The following is a 21,790-nucleotide window of genomic DNA, read 5'->3' as shown; positions in this document are numbered from 1 at the left end:
CTGAGCCAGGGACAACCACACCGGGTTGTCCGAACCAACCGCCAGCCACAGACCAATGCCGGCAACCACCACCCCGGCAACGAACGCCACCCGGGGTGGCGGCCACGTGGCAGCGTCGCCCCGTTCCCGCGCGTCACTCATCGCCGCCGCCCGTCATGTGTCCCGCAGCTCGGCCACGCGGAGCGTGCGCAACCTCGCCAACGCGGCCGCGACCTCGAACCGCCGCGGAACGACGTAATCGCCGAGGAAACCGTGCCGGATCGCATCCGCGCCGTCGGCCAGGTCCCGCTCGAGCAGCTCGAGGAACTCCGCGACCGTCCGCTTGCCGTCGATCAGTCCACTCTCGACACCGTGGGTCAACGCCAACCCGATGCCCATCACCTGGCCCGCGTCGACGATCTGTTCCACCGCGCGCAGATCGATGTCCGACTCGCCGTAGGTGAGCGTGTCGATCCCGCGGGTCTTCAGCTTGCGCCGCCCCTTGTGCTCGGCCGACAACGACGCCGGGTCGCACACGCGATGCCGGATCGCGGGGAAACCGTCGGCCTCGACCACGCGATGCTCCGACGAGCGCAATCGCAGCGCCCGCTCGGTCGCATCCTCCGGGTGGTAGGAGGCCATCATGATCACGCGGTCGGCGACGTCGAGGTAGTCCCCGGACCCGCCCATCACCAACACGGTCGACACGCCGTGCTGCTCGTACAACGGCCGCACCAGGTCGACGAACGGCGTCAGCGGCTCGTTGCCCTTCGCCACGAGTTCCTGCATCCGCGCGTCGCGGATCATCAGGTTCGTCGCCGCCGTGTCCTCGTCGATCAGCAACACCTCGGCGCCCGCCTCGACGGCCTCGATCGTGGTCGCCGCCTGCGACGTCGAACCGGACGCGTTCGAGGTCGAGAAATCGCGGGTGTCGCTGCCCGTCGGCAGTTCGCCGACGAACGCACTCACGTCGACCCGCTGCACGCTGCGGCCGTCCTCGGCGCGCACCTTCACGGTGGACGAGCGGCTGACCACCAACTCCCTGCCGTCGCCGGGAACGTGGTCGTACACGCCGCGCTCCAACGCGCGCAACAATGTCGACTTGCCGTGAAAACCACCGCCGACGACCAACGTGATGCCCTCGGCGATCCCCATGCCGCTGACCGTGCCGCGGTTGGGCAGCTCGACCGTCGTGCGCAGTGACTCCGGCGAGGTGAACGGAACCCCGTCGGCCAATGGCCGGTCGTCGGTGCCACTGCGACGCGCGAGCATGGCGCCGTTGGCCACGAAGGCCACCAGTCCACGTTCGGCGAGCATTCCGCGCAACGCATCGGTGTCCTCGACGGACTCGACGAACGCCTCCACTGCGTCGGCGTCCAGCGCGTCGCGGCGCAACGCCTCCACGGCGCGGGGGAGCTGTTCGCACAACGCCCGCCGCGCGCCGCGGCCGTCGATCCGGCGCCGCGGTCCGGGCAGATCGATGCCCAGCCGCACCGTCAACGCGCCGCCGGACACGCGCATGGCGCTGCGATCCAGCACCTGCTGCCCGCCGACGTCGACCTTCAACAGCGACCCGCGCAGCTGCTTTCCCAGCGTCCGCAACAGAAAGTCCGCCAACGCGCGCGCCCGCACCGGAGTGTTCCACCAGGACCCGGGAAACGCCGCGTACTCGGCGTCCACGCGTATCTCGACCCGGCTCGCCGGCGCGAACGGATCGGTCTGCGCCTTCCGCACCGTCACCGTGTAACCGTCGGCCGTCCAGTCGCCCTGGAGACTCTTGTACCTGCCGTAACTCTGACCGTCGAGCTGTGTGAGCCGCCGTGCGAGCTCGTCGACCGTCCGTTCGTCGCCCCTGTCACGTGCCATCGCCTGTCCACGGTACGGGTCGTGGGCGTGGCACGTGGATCAGGACTCGGCCGACAACGCCAGATACACGTCCACCTGGGTGCGGAAATCGGTGAGATCGACGCCCAGCAGTTCGCCCGCCCGAGCGATCCGGTACCGCAACGTGTTGACGTGCACGTGCAGTCGGCGCGCGGCGCGTGCGGGCGAGGCCGAACATTCCAGATACACCCGCACCGTGCGCAGCAACTCCGGGTGCTCCGGCAACGGTCCCAGCACGCGCGCGGCCAACGCGCGGCGCAACTCGTCGGGCGCGCCCGCCAACAACAGACGGTGCATCCCCAGTTCGACACCCGAGGCGACCGCCACCCGCTCCGGCCGTGCCGCCGCGGCCTGCACCGCATGGCGAGCCTCCTCGCCCGCCCCGCGCAGTCCGTGCACCGAACTCGGCCCACCCGCACCGATCAGCACCCGTCCGCTGCCGAGCACCGACAACACGTCCATCGCCTGCTCGGCCCAGTCGTCCGGCCAGGGGGCGTCCGAGGCGACCACCGCCCAGGACTCCCCGTCCACTCCGTCCACCCGGCCGCCGACCTCGCCCACGAACACGCGGTCGAGGTCGGCGAACGCCGTCAGCGCCTCGTCGAGGATCTCGGCGGCCGCATCGGCACCGGGCGTGCGCGCCAACAGCACCCGCACCGACTCGTCCGGCGACAGGCCCGCCGCCTCGACGGCACGGGCGAGCTCCGCACCCGTGCACGCCGGATCGGCCAACGCCTCCAGCAGTGGCACGGCGACCTGCATCCGCGCGCGCCGCACCTCGTCCCGCCTGCCCCTGGCCAAACCGACCAGATTCGCCAGCTCCTCGGCGACCTCTTGGCCTCCGGGGCTGAGCTCGGCGTCGACGATCAGCGACCACGGCACGGCATGCCGTCCGCCGACCGGAACGGCCGCCCGCCGCCGCGGCGGCCCCGGCGTGCTGGCCGCCACCACACGTCCGGTCGCCGCGACCACCCAGCAGTCCGCACCCAGCTCGGCCGCGCCGTAGGTCAACAGCGCGGGCAGCGACGAGTCCTCCGCAGCCGCCGACAGCAACCGTTTGCGCGCGCCGTCGGTCTCGGCTGCCAACGCGAGCACGACCTGTTCGGTGATCACCGCGAACGACAGGTCCGCGGGCACTTCCAGCAGGGGAATACGATGCCGCCTGCACGCCGCGACGAGGTCGTCGGGGATGCCGCCGGTGTCGGCGCCGGACGCGGCCAGCGCGGCACACCGGGCCTCGGCGAGCGCACGCACGAACGGGTCCGCGTCTCCGGGAGCGCGCCACCACAGCAGCCCCGACAGGACGAACTCGCCCTCGGACAGGTACCGGCTCGGATCGGGCAGCTCGGTCACGTAGATCCGGCTGACCTCGCGGTCGAGCAGGTCCCCGCCCGCGTGCAGCCGCAACCGCAGGCCAGGGAGCTCCAGCAGAGTTTTCACCAGCGTCATCAGGTTTGTAGGAAAGCACAAAACCGGCGGCTCGTGGGGCTCGTCGTTTCATACATCCGCGCCGTTGCCGCGGGGTAACCCTGGCTGTCTACTGGCACACACAGCCCGAGACCCTGGAGTCAGCCCGTGGAATTCCTCCGACCGGAGACCCTGGACGAGGCGCTCGCCGTCATCGCCGAGCGGCCCGGCGCCCTGCCCATCGCGGGCGGCACCGACGTCATGGTCGAACTCAACTACGACCACCGCCGTCCGGACTGCCTGGTGGACCTGACGCGGATCGCCGAACTCGCAACCTGGTCCGCGTCGGAAGGGCACGTCCGCCTGGGCGCGGGCGTGCCCTACACCCGCCTCATCACCGAACTCGGCGATGCGTTGCCCGGACTGGCCATGGCGGCCCGCACCGTCGGCTCCCCGCAGATCCGGAGCCGCGGCACCGTCGGAGGCAATCTCGGCGCCGCCTCTCCCGCAGGCGACACGCATCCGGTCCTGCTGGCCGCAGGCGCCGAGGTCGAGGTCGCGTCGGCACGCGGGAGCAGACGGATCCCCGCGACCGAGTTCTACACCGGGGTCAAACGCAACGCGCTCGAGGCCGGCGAACTGATCACCGCCGTCCACGTGCCCACCGCCGGCAGGTCGGCCGAGCAGTTCAGCAAGATCGGCACGCGCAACGCGATGGTGATCGCGGTGTGCTCGCTGGCGGTGGTGATCCGCGAGGGGCACGTGGGAGTGGCGATCGGTTCGGCCGCGCCCACACCCCGCAGGGTCGCCGACGCCGAGGCGTTCGCCACGGCGGAACTGCCGTGGGACACCGGCGCGCCGCTGCCGGACGCGTTCACGCGGCGGTTCGCCGAACTCGTCGGCGCGGCCACCGAACCGATCGACGACGTCCGCGGGACCGCCGAGTACCGCACCCACGCCCTGGGTGTCCTCGCGCGACGAGCACTGACGTGGGCGTGGAACGACTACCGAGGGAGTGAGCGGGCATGCGCGTGACCCTGACCGTGAACGGTGAGCAGCGGTGGGCCGACGACGTGTGGGAGGGCGAGAGCCTGCTGTACGTGCTGCGCGAGCGTCTCGGCCTTCCCGGCTCGAAGAACGCGTGCGAACAGGGCGAATGCGGTTCGTGCACGGTGTATCTCGACGGTGCGGTCGTGTGCTCGTGCCTCGTCGCCGCGGGACAGGCCGAGGGACGCGAGGTGCGCACCGTCGAAGGGCTGGCCGACGGCGAGAAGCTCGACCCGGTGCAGCAGTTCTTTGTGGATTCCGGGGCGGTGCAGTGCGGATTCTGCACCCCCGGCCTCGTCGTCGCCGCCCACGACCTGTTGGCGCGTGAACCGGACCCGAGCGACGAGGAGATCCGGGAGGCGCTCGCCGGAAACCTGTGCCGGTGCACCGGATACGAGAAGATCCTCGAGGCGGTACGGACGGCGGCGAGTGCGCGATGATGATCGTCGAGAACGCGGCCGTGGCCACGGTCGACGCGCAGGGAACCGAGTACCGCAACGGCCACGTGGTCGTCGACGGCGGGGTTCTCGTCGCCGTCGGTGACGGACCGGCGCCCGGTCAGTACACCGGCACCCGGATCGATGCGTCGGGCTGCCTGGTCACCCCCGGACTGGTCAACACCCATCACCACCTGTACCAGTGGGTGACCCGTGGCTACGCCGCCGACTCGACGCTGTTCGAGTGGCTCGTCGAGCTCTACCCCGTGTGGGGCGGGCTCGACGCGGAGATCACCCATGCCGCGGCGTCGGCGGGGCTGGCGAGGTTGGCCCTCACCGGCTGCACGACGGTCGCCGACCACCACTACGTCTTCCCCCGCGACGGCGGCGACCAGATGGACGCGCTCGTGTCCGCGGTCCGGCGCGTCGGCGTGCGCGGGCACCTGGTCCGCGGCTCCATGGACCGCGGCGAGTCGCAGGGCGGACTGCCGCCGGACCATCTCGTGGAGGACATCGACGCCGCGCTCGCCGGTACCGAGGCCGCCGTCGACACCCACCACGATCCCTCGCCCGAGGCACGCGTGCGCATCGCCGTGGGGCCGTGTTCGCCGTTCACGGTCACCGAGCGGCTCATGGTCGAGGCCGCGGAACTGGCCCGCCGCAAGGGAGTCCGGCTGCACACGCACCTCGCGGAGACGCTCGACGAGGAACGGCAGTGTCTCGCCGAGTTCGGGTGCACGCCCGCCGAGTACGCCGACAAACTCGGCTGGCTCGGCGACGACGTGTGGCTGGCCCACACCGTGCACCTGGCCGACGACGCCGTCCGCCGGATGGGTGCCACCGCCACCGGATCGGCGCACTGCCCGACGTCGAACGGCCGCCTCGGCACGGGTATCGCACCGGCGCGCGCACTGCTCGACGCGGGCGCGCCGGTCGGCCTCGGGGTCGACGGTGCCGCGTCCAACGAGTCCGGTGGGCTCGGCGAGGAACTGCACCAGGCGTTGCTGCAGGCCCGGCAACAGGGCGGGCCCCAGGCGCTCACCACGAGGCAGGCGCTGTGGATGGCGACCATGGGCGGGGCGCGGTGCCTCGGCCGGGACGGCGAACTCGGCTCGCTCGAACCGGGCAAGCTCGCCGACCTGGCCGTGTGGGACCTGCGCCGACTGGGCTTCGCGGGCATCGACGACCCGGTGGCCGCACTCGTGCTGGGACCCCGGGCCGACGTGAGACTGCTGCTCGTCGGCGGCGAGACCGTCGTCGCCGACGGGCAACTGCACAGCACCGACGAGACCACCGTGGCCGCGGAACTGAGCGCTGCGAGCAGGAGGATGCGATGACCACGAGCTCCTCGACGGCAGGCCCACTCGTCACCGGCGGCACCGCCACCGAGGGCGGGGTGGGCGCGAGTCCGGCCCGGCCCGACGGCACGCGCAAGGTGCGGGGCGAGTTCGCCTACTCGTCCGACCTGTGGCACGAGGACATGCTGTGGGGCGGCACCCTGCGCAGCCCGTACCCGCACGCGCGCATCACGCGGATCGACACCTCCCGCGCGCTGGCTCTGCCCGGGGTGTACGCGGTGCTGACCCACGACGACGTGCCCGGGCTCAACCGGTACGGCCTCGAACATCCCGACCAGCCGGTGCTCGCCGAGGACGTCGTCCGGTATTGCGGCGAACCCGTCGCCGTCGTCGCCGCCGACCACCCGGAGATCGCCCAGCGTGCCGTGGCGTTGATCGACGTCGACTACGAGCCGCTCGACCCGGTCACCGACGCCGAACAGGCGGCCCACGGTCAGGCGGCCCCGCTGCACCCCGACGGCAACGTCGTCCGCCACGCGCCGGTGCGGCGCGGGCAGCCGGCTGTCAACGCCGACGTCGTCGTCACCGGACGCTACGAGGTCGGCATGCAGGACCAGGCTTTCCTCGGCCCCGAGTCGGGCATGGCGGTGCCGGACGGCGACGGCGGGGTCGACCTGTACGTCGCCACCCAGTGGCTGCACGTCGACCAGCAGCAGATCGTCGCCGCGCTCGGCCTGTCGCCCGAACAGGTGCGCCTGACGCTCGGCGGGGTCGGCGGTGCGTTCGGTGGCCGCGAGGACCTGTCGATGCAGATCCACGCGTGCCTGCTGGCGCTGCGCACCGGCAAACCCGTGAAGATGGTCTACAACCGCGAGGAGTCGTTCCACGGTCACGTGCATCGGCACCCCGCGACGATGTACTACGAGCACGGCGCGACCCGGGACGGCAGGCTCGTCTACGTCACCGCGCGGATCTACCTCGACGGCGGTGCCTACGCCTCGTCCACCGGCGCGGTGGTGGGCAACGCCGCCACCCTGGGGGTCGGCCCGTACGACGTGCCGAACGTGCGCGTCGACTGTTGGGGCGTGTACACGAACAATCCGCCCTGCGGGGCGATGCGCGGGTTCGGTGCGGTGCAGGCCGCGTTCGCCTACGAGTCGCAGATGGACAAACTCGCCGACGCATGTGGACTGTCGCCGACGGAGATCCGCCGTCGCAACGCCATGCAGGAGGGCACCGTCATGCCGACCGGCCAGGTCGTGGATTCCGAGGCGCCCGTCGCCGAGCTGCTCGACCGCCTCGAGCGGATGCCGCTGCCGGAACGGAGCGCTGCGGAAGCCGGCGGCACCGACCTGCGCAGGCTGCCCGGCGGAGTGTCGAACACGACGCACGGCGAAGGCGTGGTGCGCGGTGTCGGATACGCCGTGGGCATCAAGAACATCTGCTTCTCCGAAGGCTTCGACGACTACTCGACCGCCCGGGTGCGGCTGGCCGTGGTCGGCGGCGAGCCCGCGGCGACGGTGCAGACCGCGGCCGCCGAGGTCGGCCAGGGACTGGTGACCGTTCTGCAGCAGATCGTGCGCACCGAACTCGGTGTCGAGCGCGTGACGATCCTGCCGATGGACACCTCGATCGGCAGCGCCGGTTCGACGTCGGCGTCGCGGCAGACCTACGTCACCGGCGGAGCGGTGCGGGCGGCCGCGTTGACGGTGCGGTCTGCGCTACTGGCCAGGGCCGCGGCCACGCTGGGGCGCACGGAGGCGGAGCTGCACCTCGACGGACTCAAGGTGACCTCCGCCGACGACGAGGTGCTCGCCGACGTGGCCGACGTGCTCGGGGACGGCGAACTCGACGAGACGGTCGAGTGGCGCCATCGTCCGACAGAGACGCTCGACCCGGAGACCGGCCAGGGCGATGCCCATGTGCAGTACGGCTTCGCCGCCCACCGCGCGGTCGTCGACGTCGACACCGAACTCGGCCTGGTCAAGGTGGTCGCGCTCGACTGCGTGCAGGACGTCGGCAAGGCGCTCAACCCGCAGGCGGTCGTCGGGCAGATCCAGGGCGGTTCGGCGCAGGGACTCGGTCTGGCCGTGATGGAGGAGATCCGGACCGACGGAGGCGTGATCCGCAATCCGTCGTTCACCGACTACCTCATCCCGACCGTTCTCGACATGCCGCCGATGACCATCGACGTGCTCGAACGCGCCGATCCGCACGCGCCCTACGGTCTGCGCGGGGTGGGGGAGCCGCCGACGATCTCGTCCACCCCGGCGATCGTCGCCGCCATCCGTGCGGCGACCGGCAAGGAGCTTCCGCGGGTGCCGGTGCGCCCCGAACACATCGCCTGCGCAGGCGATGCGGTTCCGGAGGGCTCGCCCACGGGGGACGCCGGCTGACGCCTCAGCGCAGTTCACGCGCGAGTGCCGCGACGGTGCGGCCCGCGGCGGCCAGCGGTTCGGTACTGCGCAGCGAACGGCTGAGCACGAACGCGCCCTCGAGGCTCGTCACCGTCGCGATCGCCAGCCTGCGTGCGTCCTCGGCGGACAGGCCGAACGCGGTGTAGACCTCGGTGCCCTTCGCCAGCCACGCCTCGAAGACCTCGGCCGTGGCCTGGCGCAGGTTCTCGTTGCTGCTGGCCACTTCGAGGGCGATCGTCGCGATGGGGCAGGCGTCGGCGTAGTCGGTCTCGACGAGCGTCTCTGCGGCACCCGCGAAGGCGCTCTCGATGCCGTCGACGAGGTCGTCGGCCGCAGCGATGTAGATGTCGAACAGCGCCGCGTAGGGAAGGCCGGCCTCGCGGATCACCTCGGCGCCCAGCTGCTGCTTGCCACCGGGGAAGAAGTGGTAGAGCGAGCCGAACGGCGCCTCCGCGCGGGTGATGATCTGTTTGACCCCGGTGCCGGTGTAGCCCTGCCGCCGGAACAGTTCGGCGCCTGCGGTCACGATGCGTTCGCGTGTGCTCGCCATGCGCTGCATTCTACGTTAGCCTCTCACTAGAGCGATCTATCAAGTCACGGCGTTCGCACGAGTCACGGGTCGTCGAGTGGGACTCGGGTGGGGAGTGGTCATGGCCGTCGAGATGCGTGGTGAGCTCGCCACGGTCGAACTGTCCGCAGGCACGATCGAGTACCGCGACACCGGCGGGGACGGCCCGGTGCTGGTGTTCCTGCACGGACCGCCGATGAACGCCACGGTGTGGCGCAAGGTGCTCGAGCGGCTGCCGGGCGAGTACCGCTGCGTACTGCCGACCTGGCCGCTCGGCGGGCACCGCATCCCCATGCGGCCGGACGCCGACCTGAGCCTGCGCGGCATCGGCCTGCTCGTGGGCGAGTTCCTCGAGCGACTGGACCTGCGCGACGTGACGCTCGTGCTCAACGACTGGGGCGGCGGCCAGGTGCTGCTCACCGAGGGGAAGGACCGAACGTCTCGCCAGGGTGGTGCTGTCCTCGTGCGAGGCCTTCGACAACTACCCGCCCGGGATCCCCGGAAAGCTGCTCGGGGCGCTCGGTCGCATCCCCGGTGGCATCGCCGCGCTGCTGCATCTGTTGAGGTTCCGCGCCGTCCAGCGTGCTCCCGGCGGATGGGGGTGGATGTCGAAACGTCCGATCCCCCAAGAGGTCCAACGGGACTGGTTCACACCGGGCCGTGGGGACAGGGCCGTGCGGCGCGACCTGATCCGATACGGCAGGGGCATTCCGCCGAAACCCGTGCTGCGGCAATGGGCCGAGGCGATGGGCACCTTCGACCGGCCCGTGCTGGTGGCGTGGGCGGCCGAGGACAAGGTGATGCCGCGCGAGCACGGGCGCAGGCTGGCCGAGTTGTGCTCGCAGGGCAGGCTCGTCGAGGTGCCCGACAGCCGCACGCTCATCCCCGAGGACAACCCGGACTTCTTCGCCCGCCTGCTGCACGAGTTCGTCACCGATGCGTCCGTGCCGCCGAACTCCCCGGCGCGCCGCTGAGCGTCACAGCGCGTCGGCGGCGCTGCGGAGGTCGGCGACCAGGGCGTCGTAGTCGGCGTCGCGGTCGCGGGAGCGCAGGACCGACGACGGATGCACCGTGGCGACGGCGCGGGTGTCCGGATCGGCCAGTTCCTCCGGCAGGTGCAGGACCTCGCCCCGCTGCTGCGTGATGCGGAACGACGTGCCGTACACCGCCTGCGCCGCGGTGGCGCCCAACAGCACCACGAGTTCGGGGCGCACCGTCTCCAGCTCGGCCGTGAGCCAGGGCCGGCACGCCACGACCTCGCCACGGGAGGGCTTCTGGTGGATACGCCGTTTGCCCCGCTCCGGCGGCACGAACTTGAAATGCTTGACCGCGTTGGTCAGATACAGATCCTCCCGGTCGAACCCGCTGTCGGCGAAGGCCTTGTCCAACAGCCGCCCCGCGGGGCCGACGAACGGTTCGCCTTCGGTGTCCTCGCGATCACCGGGCTGTTCGCCCACCACCATTACGCGTGCCTGCGCCGGCCCCGACCCGAACACCGCCTGTGTCGCGTTCTCGTAGAGCCCGCAGCCGCGGCAGTCGCGCACCGCGCGAGACAGCGCGCGCAACTCGCGCGTGTCCGGAACGAAATCCGCAGCCGACACCGTTCGATCCGCCATGGACCCGGCTTACCCGATCGGAAGCCGGGTCACGCATCACGCCTTCTCGGTGGCGTCGGCGGGGGCTGCGTTACCGGCGGGGGAGTCCGCTGCGGAGTCTGCCGCGGAGTCTGCTGTGGACCTGCGGATGCGGTCGCCGAAGATCAGGTTGAGCACCACCGCCGCGAGGCATCCGGCGCTGATCCCGGAGTCGAGTACCGTGCGCAGGGCCGAAGGGAATCCGGCGTAGAACTCCGGTGCGGCGATGGGGATCAGGCCGATGCCGAGCGCGGCCGCGACGATCGTGACGTTCGCCGGACGCTCGAACGACGCCTTCGCCAGCGTGCGCAGACCCGACACCGCCACACTGCCGAACAGCACGAGCCCGGCTCCGCCCAGCACCGGCTGCGGCACCAGCGCCACGATGCCGCCCGCCGCCGGGAACATGCCCAACAGCACCAGGATCAGCCCGCTCGCGGCCACGACGTACCGGCTGACCATGCGGGTCAGTGCGACGAGTCCGACGTTCTGGGCGAACGCGGTGCAGGCGAACCCGCCGAACACGGTCGCCACGGCGGTGCCGACACCGTCGGCGCGCAGACCGTCGGCGAGCGTGCGTTCCGAGGTCGGCCGGTCGACCACCTCGCCGAGCGCGAGCATGTCGGCCGTGCTCTCGGCCATGATCACCAGCGCGACGATCGCCATCGAGATGATCGCGGCGATGTCGAACACCGGAGTTCCGAAGTGGAACGGGGTCGCGATGCCGAACGCGGGCGCGTCGGCGAGCGTCGACGTGTCGACCTCACCCAGCGGCCACGCCACGAGCGTGCCCAGCACGAGCCCCAGCAGCAGGGCCACACGGCTCCAGAAACCCGACAGGAACCGGTTGAACGCCAGTACCGCGACGAGCGTGATCCCGGCGAGCAGCAGATTGGTGCCGTCGGCCGACTCCTGCTGGTTCGAGACCCACCCGACGGCCACCGGCAGCAGGGACACACCGATGAGCGTGATGACCGTGCCCGTGACGATCGGAGGGAAGAACCGCGTCAGCCGGGAGAAGAACGGCGCGGCCAGCACGATGAGCACCCCGGCCACGAGCGTCGCCCCGTAGACCACGCCCAGCGACGCGTCCGGCCCGTGCTGGTCGACGATCGCCAGTACGGGAGCCACCGTCGCGAACGTCACGCCGTTCACGAGCGGCAGCCGGGCCCCGAACCGCCACACGCCGAGGGTCTGGAGCAGGGTGGCCAGGCCCGCGGTGAACAAACTGGCGCTGATGAGCAGGCTCAGCTGACCGGGGGACAGGCCCACCGCTCCGCCGATGATCAGCGGCGGAGCCACGACACCGGCGTACATCGCCGCGACGTGCTGCAGTCCTCCTGCGATCAGCTGGGCCAAGGGCGGTTTCGCGTCGACGGGATGCACGGGAGACTCCAAACGGTGGGGGCTGATCACGCCGATCGGACGGGCGCCGCGGCGACGCGGCCGCTCACGCCGGGACGCGGAGCGGGTCAGAACTCGGGAAGGGAGTACCAGGCCAGACCCGGGTCCGAGCCGGTCTCGTCGTCGCGCCGCACCGTGCCCTCGATGAGCCCGTAGGGACGGTCCGCCGCGTAGAACACCTCGCCCGGGTTGTCGAGTCCGAAGGGGCTCAGGTCGACCAGGAAGTGGTGCTTGTTCGGCAGTGACAACCGGATCTCGGCGACCTCCGGCCGCGCTTCGAGTACGGCTTCGCCCATCGCGTACAGGGTCTGCTGCAGCGACAGGCTGTGTTTCGTGGCGAACGTCTCGAGCAGCGCACGGCGGATCGCGTCGTACGACTCGGACCAGTTGATACCCGTGGTGCTCGCGTAGCGCCAGCGTGCCGTGACCGCCGTCGCAAGAATGCGGTCGTCGGTCTCGGCGAGCGTGGTGTACCGGTCGCGCGGAAAGCCGTGGAACTCCGAACCGGTGGATTTCAGCACGGTCAGTCCGGTCACGCCCGACACGACCCACGCCTGTCCGTCCTGGACCGTGACGGCCGTGGTGCGCTCCTCGTCCCCTGCCCTGCTGAACGCGTGGTCGTGCGGCGTTCCGCCGACGGTGATGCGGTTCCAGCCGTGCTCGGAGATCAGCATGCGCGCGCCCGTGATGTGCTCGAACGAGCCGGTGAAGTGTTCGGCCAGGCGCAGGGCGAAGTCCTCGATCTCGCCGATCCCGTCCCTGGCGAAGGCTTGCGTCGTGTTCTTCTGGGTGTCGGTGGCGACGACGTCGGCGTTGTCGCCCGTCAGATGCGTCCGCTCCAGGTGACCGCGCAACGACGTCGAGACGGTGACGTCCTTCAGGTGGTGCACCGGCCCCTGGCGGTCGACCGTGACGAGGCGGATCTCGGCCTTGCCGTACTGGTTGGGCCCCAGCGACATGCCCACGTGGATCAGCTCCCTCGGTAGGTGGAGTACGAGAACGGGCTCAACAGCACGGGAACGTGGTGGTGTGCGGACGGGTCGGTGATGCGGAAGGTGACGGTGATCTCGGGCAGGAAGCAGTCGGGGCCGGCGTAGGCCTCGATGTCGAACACCAGCCGGTAGACGCCGGCGGGCAGACTGTCGGGACCGAGCTCGCGGACCCGTCCGTCGTCGTCGGTGGTGGCGGCCGCGATCGTGGACCAGCCGTCGTCGCGGGCGTCGAGCCGGACGGGGACTCCGGCGGCGGGCGTGCCTCGTGCGGTGTCGAGGACGTGGGTGGTCACCAGGCTCACGAGACCTCCTTGGCCAGGCGCAGCTGTGCGATCTTGACGAGTTCCTCGCCCGCGATCCGCAACTCGGTCTCCGGATCGTTGGTCATGCGGCCGCGGAGTTCGGCGAGCAGTTCGGCTCCGCTGCGCCCGCTCGCGCAGATCAGGAAGACGTGGCCGAACCGCTCCTCGTACTCGGCGTTGGCGTTGCGGAATCGGCGCGCGTCCTCATCGTCCACACCGGACTGCTCGGCGTGCGACGTTCCGGAGGCGGGTTTCTCCCCGATCCGCGGATGGGCCGCCATGGCCGTGTGGATCTCGTCGGGAGTCAGGGTCAGTGCGGCGTGGGTCCGCAGTGCGTCGAGGTCGGAATACGGGCGGCCGGCCAGTACGTGGTCGGCCCAGCGTGGCACGGCGAGGCATTCGGTCAACATCGGCCGGAGCCGGGTGGCGTCGGCCGTGTTGAACTCGGCCAGCGAGAGCCTGTTCATCCGTTGAAAAGTAAGCGAGCCCTACCGGTGCGTCAACAGTTTGTTGAAATCGAAGGGGCTTGATCGGTTCTCGCGGTGATCATTCGCGATTCAGATAGTTGTAGACGGTGAATCGCGTGACGCCGAGCAATTCCGCCACCTCGGCGACCGATCGGCGCACCTGGAACGCGCCGCGTTCGTCGAGCATACGCACCGCGCGTTGCTTGCCCGGGCGGTCGAGTTCGGACAGACGTGCGCCGAGCTCGGCCTCGACCTGGCGGACCATGCCGTCCAGGACGCGGCCGGGACCGGCCTCGTCGGCGGGCGGTTCCCCGGGAGCCTGCAGGCGCAGGGTCAGCCGGGTCGCGCCGCCGTCGAGGGCGGCACGGGCGATCGCGGGCAGGGCGTCGAGCACCGCGTCGGCCTCGCCGCGCACGGAGGTACCGAGCGGGCCGAAGTCGGTGGTCAGGCCGGCGAGCTCGGCGGCCTCCCTCGCCTTGACGGCGTGGTCCGGCGGGGTCCCCTCACCGCGGAAGGGCTCGCTCGTGAACTCGGCCTCCAGCTGTCCCACGAGGGGAAGGCTACGTGGCGTGGATCGGTACGGGCCAGAATGACCCGCATGACGCCTGACCCGACACGGCACGGACTGCGGTTCGACGCCCACCTCTCGACGTTGTTCACCGAGCTGCCGCTGCTCGAACGCCCCCGCGCGGCACGGGAGGCCGGGTTCGACGCGGTGGAGTGCTGGTGGCCGTTCGACGCCGTCGCGGTGCCCTCCGGCGCCGAGGTCGACGCCTTTGTCTCGGCGATCGAGGACGCCGGGGTGCGGCTGGTCAGCCTCAACTTCTTCGCGGGCGACATGGCCGCGGGGGACAGCGGACTGGTGTCGTGGCCCGGCCGCGAGGCCGAACTGCGCGAGAGCGTCGAGGTCGCGTTGGACATCGCCCGCAGGCTGGGCACCCGCCGGTTCAACGCGCTCTACGGCAACCGCCTCGACGGCGTCGACCCGCGGCAGCAGGACGACCTCGCCGCGTCCACCTTGGACTGGCTGGCCGACCGGGTCGGCACGTTCGACGGCCGGATCGTGCTCGAGGCACTCTCCGGACGCCCCGCCTACCCGGTCAAGACCACGGCCGACGCGCTCGCCGTCCTCGACCGCGTGGGCAGGCCCGAGATCACGTTGCTCACCGACCTGTACCACCGCGCGGTCGTGGGCGACATCGACACCGTCGCCGACCACGCCGCCCGCACCGGCCACGTGCAGCTGGCCGACGCGCCGGGCAGGCACGAACCGGGTACCGGGACCACCGATCTCGACGGATGGCTGGCGGCGCTCGAGGCCGCCGGTTACGACGGCTACGTCGGCCTGGAATACCTGCCGACCACCGACACGGCGACGTCCCTGGAATGGCTGCCGCGCTCCCGGCGCGCCGGGTGAGGTGGGCCGGGTGAGGTTTGGGCCGGGGGAGACCGCGCCGGGTGAGGTCGCCCTCAGCGCAGGTTGATCCACACGGCGACGGCGGTCCGCTCGCCGGCGTTGTGGATGCGGTGCGGGCTGGCCGACGGAAAACGGATGCCGTCGCCGGGTCCGAGTTCGTACCGCTCGCCGTCGACCTCGACGGTGAGCGTTCCCGAGGTCACCGTGCCCATCTCGTGGCCGGTGTGGCGCAGGTATTCGGTGTCCTGGCTCGAGCTCGACCCGGGCGGGTACACCGTCTCGTAGACCTCGGCGCCGGACACGGGCACCGGGGTCAGGCTGCGATACGTCACGCCGTTGCCGAGTGAGAGCTCCGGGACCTCGCCCGCGCGCGTGACCACCACCGGTTCGGCGGGTGCTGCGTCGCTGCCGGCGGGGTCGCCGAACGCCGCAGACAGCGGGACGTCGAGCACGGTCAGGATCTGGAACAGCCGGGTCACCGACGGCCGTTTCGAGCCGCGCTCCATCTGGGACAGCGCGCTCGGACTGATGCCGAGCTCGGCAGACAGGGCGCGCAGCGAGATCCCGCGTTCGGTGCGCAGCGCGCGGAGGCGGGCACCGAGTTCGACGTCGTCGGCAGGCAGCACGGCTGTGAACCTAGTGCCTCGTCCGCGCGTTCGGGCGTCGCGGGTGTTTACCGATGGCTTCACATGTGCCTATGCTGCGCCGCAGGAGGTGGCGGATGGAGTCTCCGCGCATGGATCTCGTGATCCGGGCCGAGCGCGTGATCACCCCGGAGGGGCAGCGGCCCTGCAGTGTCGGCGTCGCCGGCGGCCGGATCGTGGCCGTCGAAAGCGGGACTGTCGAAAGCGGGGCCGTCGCGCTGACCGGTGAGCGGGTGCTCGAACTGGGTGACGACGAGGTGCTCCTGCCGGGTCTGGTCGACACGCACGTGCATGTCAACGACCCGGGACGCAGCGAGTGGGAGGGCTTCGACAGCGCGACCCGTGCCGCCGCGGCAGGCGGCGTCACCACGATCGTCGACATGCCGCTCAACAGCCTTCCGCCCACCGTCGACGTCGAATCCCTCGCCGTGAAGCGGAAGGCCGCCGCGGGGCGGATCGCGGTCGACGTCGGGTTCTGGGGCGGTGCCGTGCCGGGCAACCTCGGAGCGCTCCGGCCGCTGCACGAGGCGGGGGTCTTCGGCTTCAAGTGTTTCCTGCTGCACTCGGGCGTCGACGAGTTCGCGCCGCTCGACGAGGCCGAGCTGGGTGCGGCGATGCGGGAACTCGCCGGGTTCGGCGGACTGCTGATCGTGCACGCCGAGGACGCCGACGTGATCGACCGCGCGCCCCGGCCGAGCGGGCCGCGCTATGCCGACTTCCTCGGATCCCGCCCGCGCGAGGCGGAGAACACCGCGATCGCCCGGGTGCTGCGGTTGGCGCGGGAGACCGGCGCGCGCGTGCACATCCTGCACCTGGCCTCGGCCGATGCGGTGGGTCTCATCGCCGAGGCGCGCGCGGACGGGGTGGCGGTGACCGCCGAGACCTGCCCGCACTACCTGAGCTTCGTCGCCGAGGAGATCCGCGACGGTGCGACGGAGTTCAAGTGCTGTCCGCCGATCCGCGAGGCAGCCAACCGCGAGCAGCTGTGGCGGGCGCTCGGCGACGGGGTCATCGACTGCGTCGTCACGGACCATTCGCCCTGCACCCCCGAGCTGAAACGGTTCGACAGCGGCGATTTCGGCGAGGCATGGGGCGGTGTCGCCGGGTTGCAGGTCGGTCTGCCCGCGGTGTGGACGGGCGCGCGGCAACGCGGATACACGCTCTCCGACGTCGCGACGTGGATGGCGCAGCGGCCGGCCGAACAGGTGGGACTGTCGCGCAAGGGGCGGATCGCGGTCGGCTGTGACGCCGACTTCGTGGTGTTCGCGCCGGACGAGGCGTTCGTGGTCGACCCCGCGCGGCTGCGGCACCGCAATCCGGTGAGCGCCTACCACGATCGGCCGCTGGCCGGGGTCGTGCGCTCGACATGGTTGCGGGGCAGGGAAGTGGCCGGGGAGCCCTTCGGCGAGTTTCTGGTGCGAGAGGCGGGATCGTGACGACGAGCAGCGCGAAGGGAGCGGGCATGACCGAGGACCGTCCGGAGTGGACGAGGTCGATCGATCTGGCGTCGCGGCGCTTCGGCGGCACCGTCATGTGGGCCAGCGACGAGCTGTTCGCCGAGAAGGAGAACCTGCTCAACCCGTGGACGCCGAGACACCAGCCGGAGACGTTCGGTCCCAAGGGGCAGGTCTACGACGGGTGGGAGACCAGGCGGCACCGTGAACCCGGGGACGACCAGGCGATCGTGCGGCTCGGCATGCCGGGTGTGATCGCGGGCGTGGTGGTCGACACGGCGTTCTTCAAGGGCAACTATCCGCCGCACGTGTCGGTCGAGGCGTGTGCGCTGCCGGGATATCCCGGGGTCGACGAGGTGGCCGCGGCGGACTGGGACGTACTGGTCGACCGGGCGCAGGCCGAAGGGCACACGGAGAACACCTACGCCGTGGAGTCGGCGCGCCGGTACACGCACGTGCGCCTGACGATGCATCCCGACGGGGGAGTGGCCCGGCTGCGGGTGCACGGCACGGTGGTGCCCGATCCGGCGCTGGTCGACGCCTCGGCACTCGACCTGGCGGCACTCGAGAACGGCGCTGTCGTCACCGGGTGCAGCAACATGTTCTACTCGTCGCCGAACAACGTGCTGGCCCCCGGGCTCGCCGCCAACCAGGCGGAGGGTTGGGAGACCGCGCGGCGCCGCGACGACGGCAACGACTGGATGACGGTGCGGCTCGCCGGTGAGGGCGTGGTGCGCTTCGCCGAGCTGGACACCAGCAACCTGCGGGGCAACGCGCCGGGCTCGGCGTCACTGAGCGGATCGGCCGACGGCGAGACGTGGTTCGAGCTGCTGCCCGCCACGAGGTTGCAGCCCGACACCCGGCACCGTTTCCCCGTGCCCGACGCCGCCGCGGCGCGGTACGTACGGCTGGACATCCACCCGGACGGCGGCCTCGCTCGGCTTCGGCTCTGGGGCGGACTCACCGAGGACGGCAGGCGCGACCTCGCCGCACGCTACGAGGCGGGCTGACCCGGCGGGGACGTCGGTGGCTCGGCGGGGTCAGCCGAGGAGGTTGCGCAGGCGGCGGGTGCGTTCGGCCGGTGTCTGTTTCGGACAGCTGGTGCACTTCTGCCCGCCGGGGATCTCGTAGATCAGGCAGCAGGAGGTGCGCCGCACGACCGGTGTGCCGCCGACGTCGGTGAACAGGGGACGCGGCATGGGCGCGCCCGCGGCGGCGACGGCCTCGCCGAGTTCGCCGGCGAGCCGGACCGCCTCGTCGCCGCGGCCCAGCGCCGTTCCCGCCCAGAGCAGGCGGTTGCCGATCGAGTCCGCCGCGATCGCCCACAACGAGCGTTCCGACGCTCCGCTCACCTCGGCCATCGCCGTCACCACCGCGCCGAGTGCGGTCGCGAAGGCATCGGCGAGGGCAGCGAGCCCGCCCTCGAGGGTGCGCACCGACCTGGCGTCGAGGATGCGCCCGTCGCCGTGGACGTCGAGCACGACCGCGTCGAGCGCGGGATCGCGCGCCACCCCGGTGTGCACCCACGGCTCCAGCGCCGGTGCCACGAGCATCGACGACGCCGAATACCAGCGGATCGTGCCCAGCACCCGGTCGCCGGCGCGCCCGTACAACGTCGCCGACCGCCGCAGGTCCTCGCGCAACCACGCGCGGTCGGCCAACACGGTCGCGGGTACCTCGGTCACGACGTCCTCCCCGTGGCTGTGCTTCCCGTGGTTGGGGTTCCCGCGGTTTCGTCCGGTCGGCCGTCCGTCCTGCGGAAGACCGACACGTCGAAGTCGGTCGTCACCTCCATGGTGCCGCTGAGGTTCCGCAGCCGGTCGCCGAGTCCGTCGCGGTCCAGGTGGTGGGCGTTCGGCCCCATCAGGACGAGCGCGCGCACGTCGTCGGCGTCCAGCGACGCGGTCTCCGACGTCGACCGGGTGGCGACGTGGTCGAACCGGCCGGCGAGCGCCTCGGTGAGCCGTTCGGACTTGTCGCCGGCGATGTCGAGGAGTCCGAGCGTGTCGACGAGCTGGTGCAGATGGCGCGGTCCCGGAGTGGCGACCACGAGCAGGCCGCCGGGGCGGAGCACGCGGTGGAACTCCGCGGCGTTGCGCGGCGCGAACACGTTCAGCACGACGTCGGCGACCCCGTCGGCGACCGGCCACGGCTCCCACAGGTTCCACACCACGGCGCCGAGACGTGGATGTGTCCTCGCGGCCCTGCGCAACGCCGGAGCCGACACGTCGAGGGCGAGCCCGGCACCGCCCACGGCGTCGAGCACGCCGGCGAGGTAGTAGCCGGTGCCCGCGCCCGCGTCGACGATCAGCGGAGTCTCCTCGCGCCCGCGCGCGTCCCGTGCGGCCTCGGCCAGCAGCGTCACGAGCGGGGCGTAGTGCCCGGTCGCGAGGAACTCGGCGCGGGCGGCGACCATCTCGCTCGTGTCCGCGGTGCCCGCGGCGACCTTCGCGTGCAGCAGATTGACGTAACCCTGCTTCGCGATGTCGAACGAGTGCCGCCGAGCGCACCGCAGCGACCGTCCTTCCGGGTGCAGCGGCGTCGCGCACACGGAGCAACGCAACACCGCCACGATCGCGGGCGGTAACTGCGGCGCGGAGCTGTTCCGAGAGGTCACACAGGTTATTCGACCACGACGTTTCGCAACCGGACGTATCTACCCCCTTCGGCGGAAACGCAGACGTAACAATGGCCGCGAATCGCTTCACGCACCCGAAACGCGATGAGCCATTCGGTGCAACACGGCTTCTCGATGCTGACGCGCAATTGCGAGTTCGGCTGCCTCTCGAAGGAGGAGAAGCGTGGAAGGGAATACCGCCTGGTTGCTCACCAGTGCTGCACTGGTGTTGCTGATGACGCCGGGACTGGCGTTCTTCTACGGCGGCATGGTCCGCTCGAAGAGCGTCCTGAACATGCTCATGATGTGCTTCGGCGCGATGGGCCTGATCGGCGTGCTGTGGGTCGTGTACGGCTACTCGATGACCTACGGCTCGGACATCGGCCACGTCGTCGGCAACCCGTTCGACATGCTGGGCCTGTCCGGTCTGATGACGCCCGAGGGCAACCCGACCGAGGGCACCGTCGACGTCGCGTTCCAGGCGATGTTCGCCATCATCACCGTCGCGCTCATCGCCGGTGCGGTCGCCGACCGCATGAAGTTCGGCGCGTGGATGCTGTTCGGCGGCCTGTGGGCCACGCTCGTCTACTTCCCGGTGGCGCACTGGGTGTGGGGTGACGGCGGCTGGATCGACGAGATGGGCGCGCTCGACTTCGCCGGTGGTACCGCGGTGCACACGAACGCCGGTGCGGCGGCCCTCGGCCTCGTGCTGGTGCTCGGCAAGCGTGCGGGCTGGCCGAAGGAGCCGATGAAGCCGCACAACCTGCCGTACGTGATGCTCGGTGCCGGTCTGCTGTGGTTCGGCTGGTTCGGCTTCAACGCCGGTTCGGCCTACGCCGCCGACGGTGTCGCCGGTATCGCCTTCATCAACACGGTGACCGCGACGTGCGCGGCGATGCTCGGCTGGCTGCTGCTCGAGCGCATCCGCGACGGCAAGCCGACCAGCCTCGGTGCCGCCTCCGGCGTCGTGGCCGGTCTGGTCGCGATCACGCCCGCGTGTGCGTTCGTCGACACCTGGGGTGCCCTGGCCATCGGTGCGATCGCCGGTATCGCCTGTGCCGCCGCGGTGGGCCTGAAATACCGCTTCGGCTACGACGACTCCCTCGACGTCGTCGGCGTCCACCTCGTCGGTGGTCTGATCGGTACCGTCATGCTCGGTTTCGTCGCCACGGCGAGCGTCGTGCCGGACGGTGAGGGCACGGACGGCCTGTTCTACGGCGGCAGCATCGACCTGCTGGGCAAGCAGGTGCTGTCGGTGGTCGTCGTCATGATCTACTCCGGTGTGGTCGCGGCGATCCTCGGCCTGATCGTCAAGGCCGTCACCGGCGGCCGAGTGTCCACCGAGGACGAGGTTGCAGGCATCGACGAGGCGGAGCACGCCGAATCGGCCTACGACTTCGCAGGCGGCCGCGGTGGTCGCCCGGCCTCGGTCGACACCAGCGTTGCCGGCGCGGCGAGGAAGATGGAGGAATCCACGTCATGAAGCTGATCACCGCCATCGTCAAGCCGTTCACTCTCGACGACGTCCGCTCCGCGCTCGAACAGCTCGGCGTGCTGGGGATGACGGTCAGCGAGGTGCAGGGCTACGGCAGGCAGAAGGGCCACACCGAGGTCTACCGCGGCGCCGAGTACGCCGTCGACTTCGTGGCCAAGCTGAAGATCGAGGTCGTCACCGACGACGCAGGCGTCGACAAGGTGATCGACGCGGTGGCCACCGCCGCCCACACCGGCAAGATCGGTGACGGCAAGGTGTGGGTCACCCCCGTCGACACCGTGGTCCGTGTCCGCACCGGCGAACGCGGCGCGGATGCCCTCTAGGCGC

Annotated in this window: 22 protein-coding genes; 10 read left to right on the top strand and 12 right to left on the bottom strand. The window is 71.1% G+C overall.

Features of this window, described 5'->3' with window-relative positions:
• Positions 1-153: 153 nt before the first annotated feature.
• The gene (locus IF64_RS0107255; RefSeq protein ID WP_036875942.1) at positions 154-1,845 is read right to left on the bottom strand and encodes an ABC-ATPase domain-containing protein; all 1,692 of its coding nucleotides are present in this window, start codon (positions 1,843-1,845) and stop codon (positions 154-156) included.
• A gap of 39 nt (positions 1,846-1,884) precedes the next feature.
• Positions 1,885-3,312, bottom strand: a complete 1,428-nt coding sequence (locus tag IF64_RS0107250; protein ID WP_030531247.1) for a PucR family transcriptional regulator — start codon at positions 3,310-3,312, stop codon at positions 1,885-1,887.
• A 126-nt stretch (positions 3,313-3,438) separates the two neighbouring features.
• Here IF64_RS0107250 and IF64_RS0107245 point away from each other — a divergent pair, with 126 nt between their 5' ends.
• The 4 genes from IF64_RS0107245 to pucD are packed head-to-tail and all read left to right on the top strand — an operon-like array spanning position 3,439 to position 8,448.
• On the top strand, positions 3,439-4,305 hold the full coding sequence (locus IF64_RS0107245; protein ID WP_030531246.1) for an FAD binding domain-containing protein: 867 nt from the start codon (positions 3,439-3,441) through the stop codon (positions 4,303-4,305).
• Positions 4,296-4,757: a (2Fe-2S)-binding protein gene (locus tag IF64_RS0107240; RefSeq protein ID WP_030531245.1), complete on the top strand. Its 462-nt coding sequence runs from the start codon at positions 4,296-4,298 to the stop codon at positions 4,755-4,757. The genes IF64_RS0107245 and IF64_RS0107240 overlap by 10 nt, the downstream gene beginning before the upstream one ends.
• Positions 4,754-6,091: an 8-oxoguanine deaminase gene (locus IF64_RS0107235; RefSeq protein WP_030531244.1), complete on the top strand. Its 1,338-nt coding sequence runs from the start codon at positions 4,754-4,756 to the stop codon at positions 6,089-6,091. Before IF64_RS0107240 ends, IF64_RS0107235 begins: the two co-directional genes overlap by 4 nt.
• On the top strand, positions 6,088-8,448 hold the full coding sequence (gene pucD / locus IF64_RS0107230; protein WP_051757538.1) for a xanthine dehydrogenase subunit D: 2,361 nt from the start codon (positions 6,088-6,090) through the stop codon (positions 8,446-8,448). The genes IF64_RS0107235 and pucD overlap by 4 nt, the downstream gene beginning before the upstream one ends.
• A gap of 4 nt (positions 8,449-8,452) precedes the next feature.
• Here pucD and IF64_RS0107225 read toward each other — a convergent pair whose 3' ends face one another.
• Positions 8,453-9,019: a TetR/AcrR family transcriptional regulator gene (locus tag IF64_RS0107225; protein WP_030531242.1), complete on the bottom strand. Its 567-nt coding sequence runs from the start codon at positions 9,017-9,019 to the stop codon at positions 8,453-8,455.
• Positions 9,020-9,486: 467 nt separating this feature from the next.
• On the opposite strand from IF64_RS0107225, the gene IF64_RS27875 reads away from it, so the two are divergent.
• Positions 9,487-10,011: an alpha/beta fold hydrolase gene (locus tag IF64_RS27875; protein ID WP_246134862.1), complete on the top strand. Its 525-nt coding sequence runs from the start codon at positions 9,487-9,489 to the stop codon at positions 10,009-10,011.
• 3 nt (positions 10,012-10,014) lie between these two features.
• Here IF64_RS27875 and IF64_RS0107215 read toward each other — a convergent pair whose 3' ends face one another.
• The 6 genes from IF64_RS0107215 to IF64_RS27455 form a co-directional block, all read right to left on the bottom strand.
• The gene (locus IF64_RS0107215; protein ID WP_030531241.1) at positions 10,015-10,653 is read right to left on the bottom strand and encodes a UdgX family uracil-DNA binding protein; all 639 of its coding nucleotides are present in this window, start codon (positions 10,651-10,653) and stop codon (positions 10,015-10,017) included.
• A 36-nt stretch (positions 10,654-10,689) separates the two neighbouring features.
• Positions 10,690-12,057 carry a nucleobase:cation symporter-2 family protein gene (locus IF64_RS0107210; RefSeq protein WP_246134863.1) on the bottom strand — a complete coding sequence of 456 codons (1,368 nt, stop codon included), beginning with the start codon at positions 12,055-12,057 and terminating at the stop codon, positions 10,690-10,692.
• A gap of 86 nt (positions 12,058-12,143) precedes the next feature.
• Positions 12,144-13,040 carry a factor-independent urate hydroxylase gene (gene pucL, locus IF64_RS0107205; protein WP_030531239.1) on the bottom strand — a complete coding sequence of 299 codons (897 nt, stop codon included), beginning with the start codon at positions 13,038-13,040 and terminating at the stop codon, positions 12,144-12,146.
• Between the two features lie 5 nt (positions 13,041-13,045).
• Complete coding sequence (uraH, locus tag IF64_RS0107200) at positions 13,046-13,369, bottom strand: hydroxyisourate hydrolase (RefSeq protein ID WP_030531238.1); 324 nt, start codon at positions 13,367-13,369, stop codon at positions 13,046-13,048.
• Entirely contained in the window at positions 13,366-13,836 is a 471-nt protein-coding gene (gene uraD, locus IF64_RS0107195) for a 2-oxo-4-hydroxy-4-carboxy-5-ureidoimidazoline decarboxylase (protein WP_030531237.1), read from the bottom strand. Before uraD ends, uraH begins: the two co-directional genes overlap by 4 nt.
• Before the next feature lie 79 nt (positions 13,837-13,915).
• Positions 13,916-14,386, bottom strand: coding sequence for a helix-turn-helix domain-containing protein (locus tag IF64_RS27455; RefSeq protein ID WP_030531236.1), 471 nt, complete (start codon positions 14,384-14,386; stop codon positions 13,916-13,918).
• A gap of 48 nt (positions 14,387-14,434) precedes the next feature.
• Here IF64_RS27455 and IF64_RS0107185 point away from each other — a divergent pair, with 48 nt between their 5' ends.
• Positions 14,435-15,253 (top strand): hydroxypyruvate isomerase family protein, encoded by an 819-nt coding sequence (locus IF64_RS0107185; protein ID WP_030531235.1) that lies wholly within the window; start codon positions 14,435-14,437, stop codon positions 15,251-15,253.
• 53 nt (positions 15,254-15,306) lie between these two features.
• Here IF64_RS0107185 and IF64_RS0107180 read toward each other — a convergent pair whose 3' ends face one another.
• A complete protein-coding gene (locus IF64_RS0107180) occupies positions 15,307-15,879 on the bottom strand; it encodes a cupin domain-containing protein (protein WP_036875940.1) in 573 nt (190 codons plus the stop codon).
• Positions 15,880-15,989: 110 nt separating this feature from the next.
• Here IF64_RS0107180 and allB point away from each other — a divergent pair, with 110 nt between their 5' ends.
• Positions 15,990-17,333 carry an allantoinase AllB gene (gene allB / locus IF64_RS0107175; RefSeq protein ID WP_030531233.1) on the top strand — a complete coding sequence of 448 codons (1,344 nt, stop codon included), beginning with the start codon at positions 15,990-15,992 and terminating at the stop codon, positions 17,331-17,333.
• 26 nt (positions 17,334-17,359) lie between these two features.
• Entirely contained in the window at positions 17,360-18,361 is a 1,002-nt protein-coding gene (alc, locus tag IF64_RS0107170) for an allantoicase (protein ID WP_030531232.1), read from the top strand.
• A gap of 30 nt (positions 18,362-18,391) precedes the next feature.
• Here alc and IF64_RS0107165 read toward each other — a convergent pair whose 3' ends face one another.
• Together IF64_RS0107165 and IF64_RS0107160 are read right to left on the bottom strand one after the other, a co-directional pair.
• Positions 18,392-19,036, bottom strand: coding sequence for a (2Fe-2S)-binding protein (locus tag IF64_RS0107165; RefSeq protein WP_030531231.1), 645 nt, complete (start codon positions 19,034-19,036; stop codon positions 18,392-18,394).
• Positions 19,033-19,968 carry a putative RNA methyltransferase gene (locus IF64_RS0107160; RefSeq protein WP_145600654.1) on the bottom strand — a complete coding sequence of 312 codons (936 nt, stop codon included), beginning with the start codon at positions 19,966-19,968 and terminating at the stop codon, positions 19,033-19,035. Before IF64_RS0107160 ends, IF64_RS0107165 begins: the two co-directional genes overlap by 4 nt.
• Positions 19,969-20,152: 184 nt before the next feature.
• Between IF64_RS0107160 and IF64_RS0107155 the strand changes: the two genes are divergently transcribed.
• Entirely contained in the window at positions 20,153-21,451 is a 1,299-nt protein-coding gene (locus IF64_RS0107155) for an ammonium transporter (protein WP_030531229.1), read from the top strand.
• Positions 21,448-21,786 (top strand): P-II family nitrogen regulator, encoded by a 339-nt coding sequence (locus tag IF64_RS0107150; RefSeq protein ID WP_030531228.1) that lies wholly within the window; start codon positions 21,448-21,450, stop codon positions 21,784-21,786. Before IF64_RS0107155 ends, IF64_RS0107150 begins: the two co-directional genes overlap by 4 nt.
• The last annotated feature ends 4 nt before the right edge of the window (positions 21,787-21,790 follow it).

It is taken from the genome of Prauserella rugosa (assembly GCF_000719975.1).
Taxonomy (GTDB): Bacteria; Actinomycetota; Actinomycetes; order Mycobacteriales; family Pseudonocardiaceae; genus Prauserella; species Prauserella rugosa.
Note: the sequence above shows the minus strand (reverse complement) of the source record. Positions and strands in the feature narration are given on the sequence as shown.

Excerpts from the sequence above, each read along its gene's own strand:
- IF64_RS0107255 (WP_036875942.1), bottom strand. The coding sequence starts at position 1,845 with ATGGCACGTGACAGGGGCGACGAACGGACGGTCGACGAGCTCGCACGG.
- IF64_RS0107250 (WP_030531247.1), bottom strand. The coding sequence starts at position 3,312 with ATGACGCTGGTGAAAACTCTGCTGGAGCTCCCTGGCCTGCGGTTGCGG.
- IF64_RS0107240 (WP_030531245.1), top strand. The coding sequence starts at position 4,296 with ATGCGCGTGACCCTGACCGTGAACGGTGAGCAGCGGTGGGCCGACGAC.
- IF64_RS0107235 (WP_030531244.1), top strand. The coding sequence starts at position 4,754 with ATGATGATCGTCGAGAACGCGGCCGTGGCCACGGTCGACGCGCAGGGA.
- pucD (WP_051757538.1), top strand. The coding sequence starts at position 6,088 with ATGACCACGAGCTCCTCGACGGCAGGCCCACTCGTCACCGGCGGCACC.
- IF64_RS0107225 (WP_030531242.1), bottom strand. The coding sequence starts at position 9,019 with ATGGCGAGCACACGCGAACGCATCGTGACCGCAGGCGCCGAACTGTTC.
- IF64_RS0107215 (WP_030531241.1), bottom strand. The coding sequence starts at position 10,653 with ATGGCGGATCGAACGGTGTCGGCTGCGGATTTCGTTCCGGACACGCGC.
- uraD (WP_030531237.1), bottom strand. The coding sequence starts at position 13,836 with ATGAACAGGCTCTCGCTGGCCGAGTTCAACACGGCCGACGCCACCCGG.
- IF64_RS0107185 (WP_030531235.1), top strand. The coding sequence starts at position 14,435 with ATGACGCCTGACCCGACACGGCACGGACTGCGGTTCGACGCCCACCTC.
- allB (WP_030531233.1), top strand. The coding sequence starts at position 15,990 with ATGGATCTCGTGATCCGGGCCGAGCGCGTGATCACCCCGGAGGGGCAG.
- alc (WP_030531232.1), top strand. The coding sequence starts at position 17,360 with ATGACCGAGGACCGTCCGGAGTGGACGAGGTCGATCGATCTGGCGTCG.
- IF64_RS0107150 (WP_030531228.1), top strand. The coding sequence starts at position 21,448 with ATGAAGCTGATCACCGCCATCGTCAAGCCGTTCACTCTCGACGACGTC.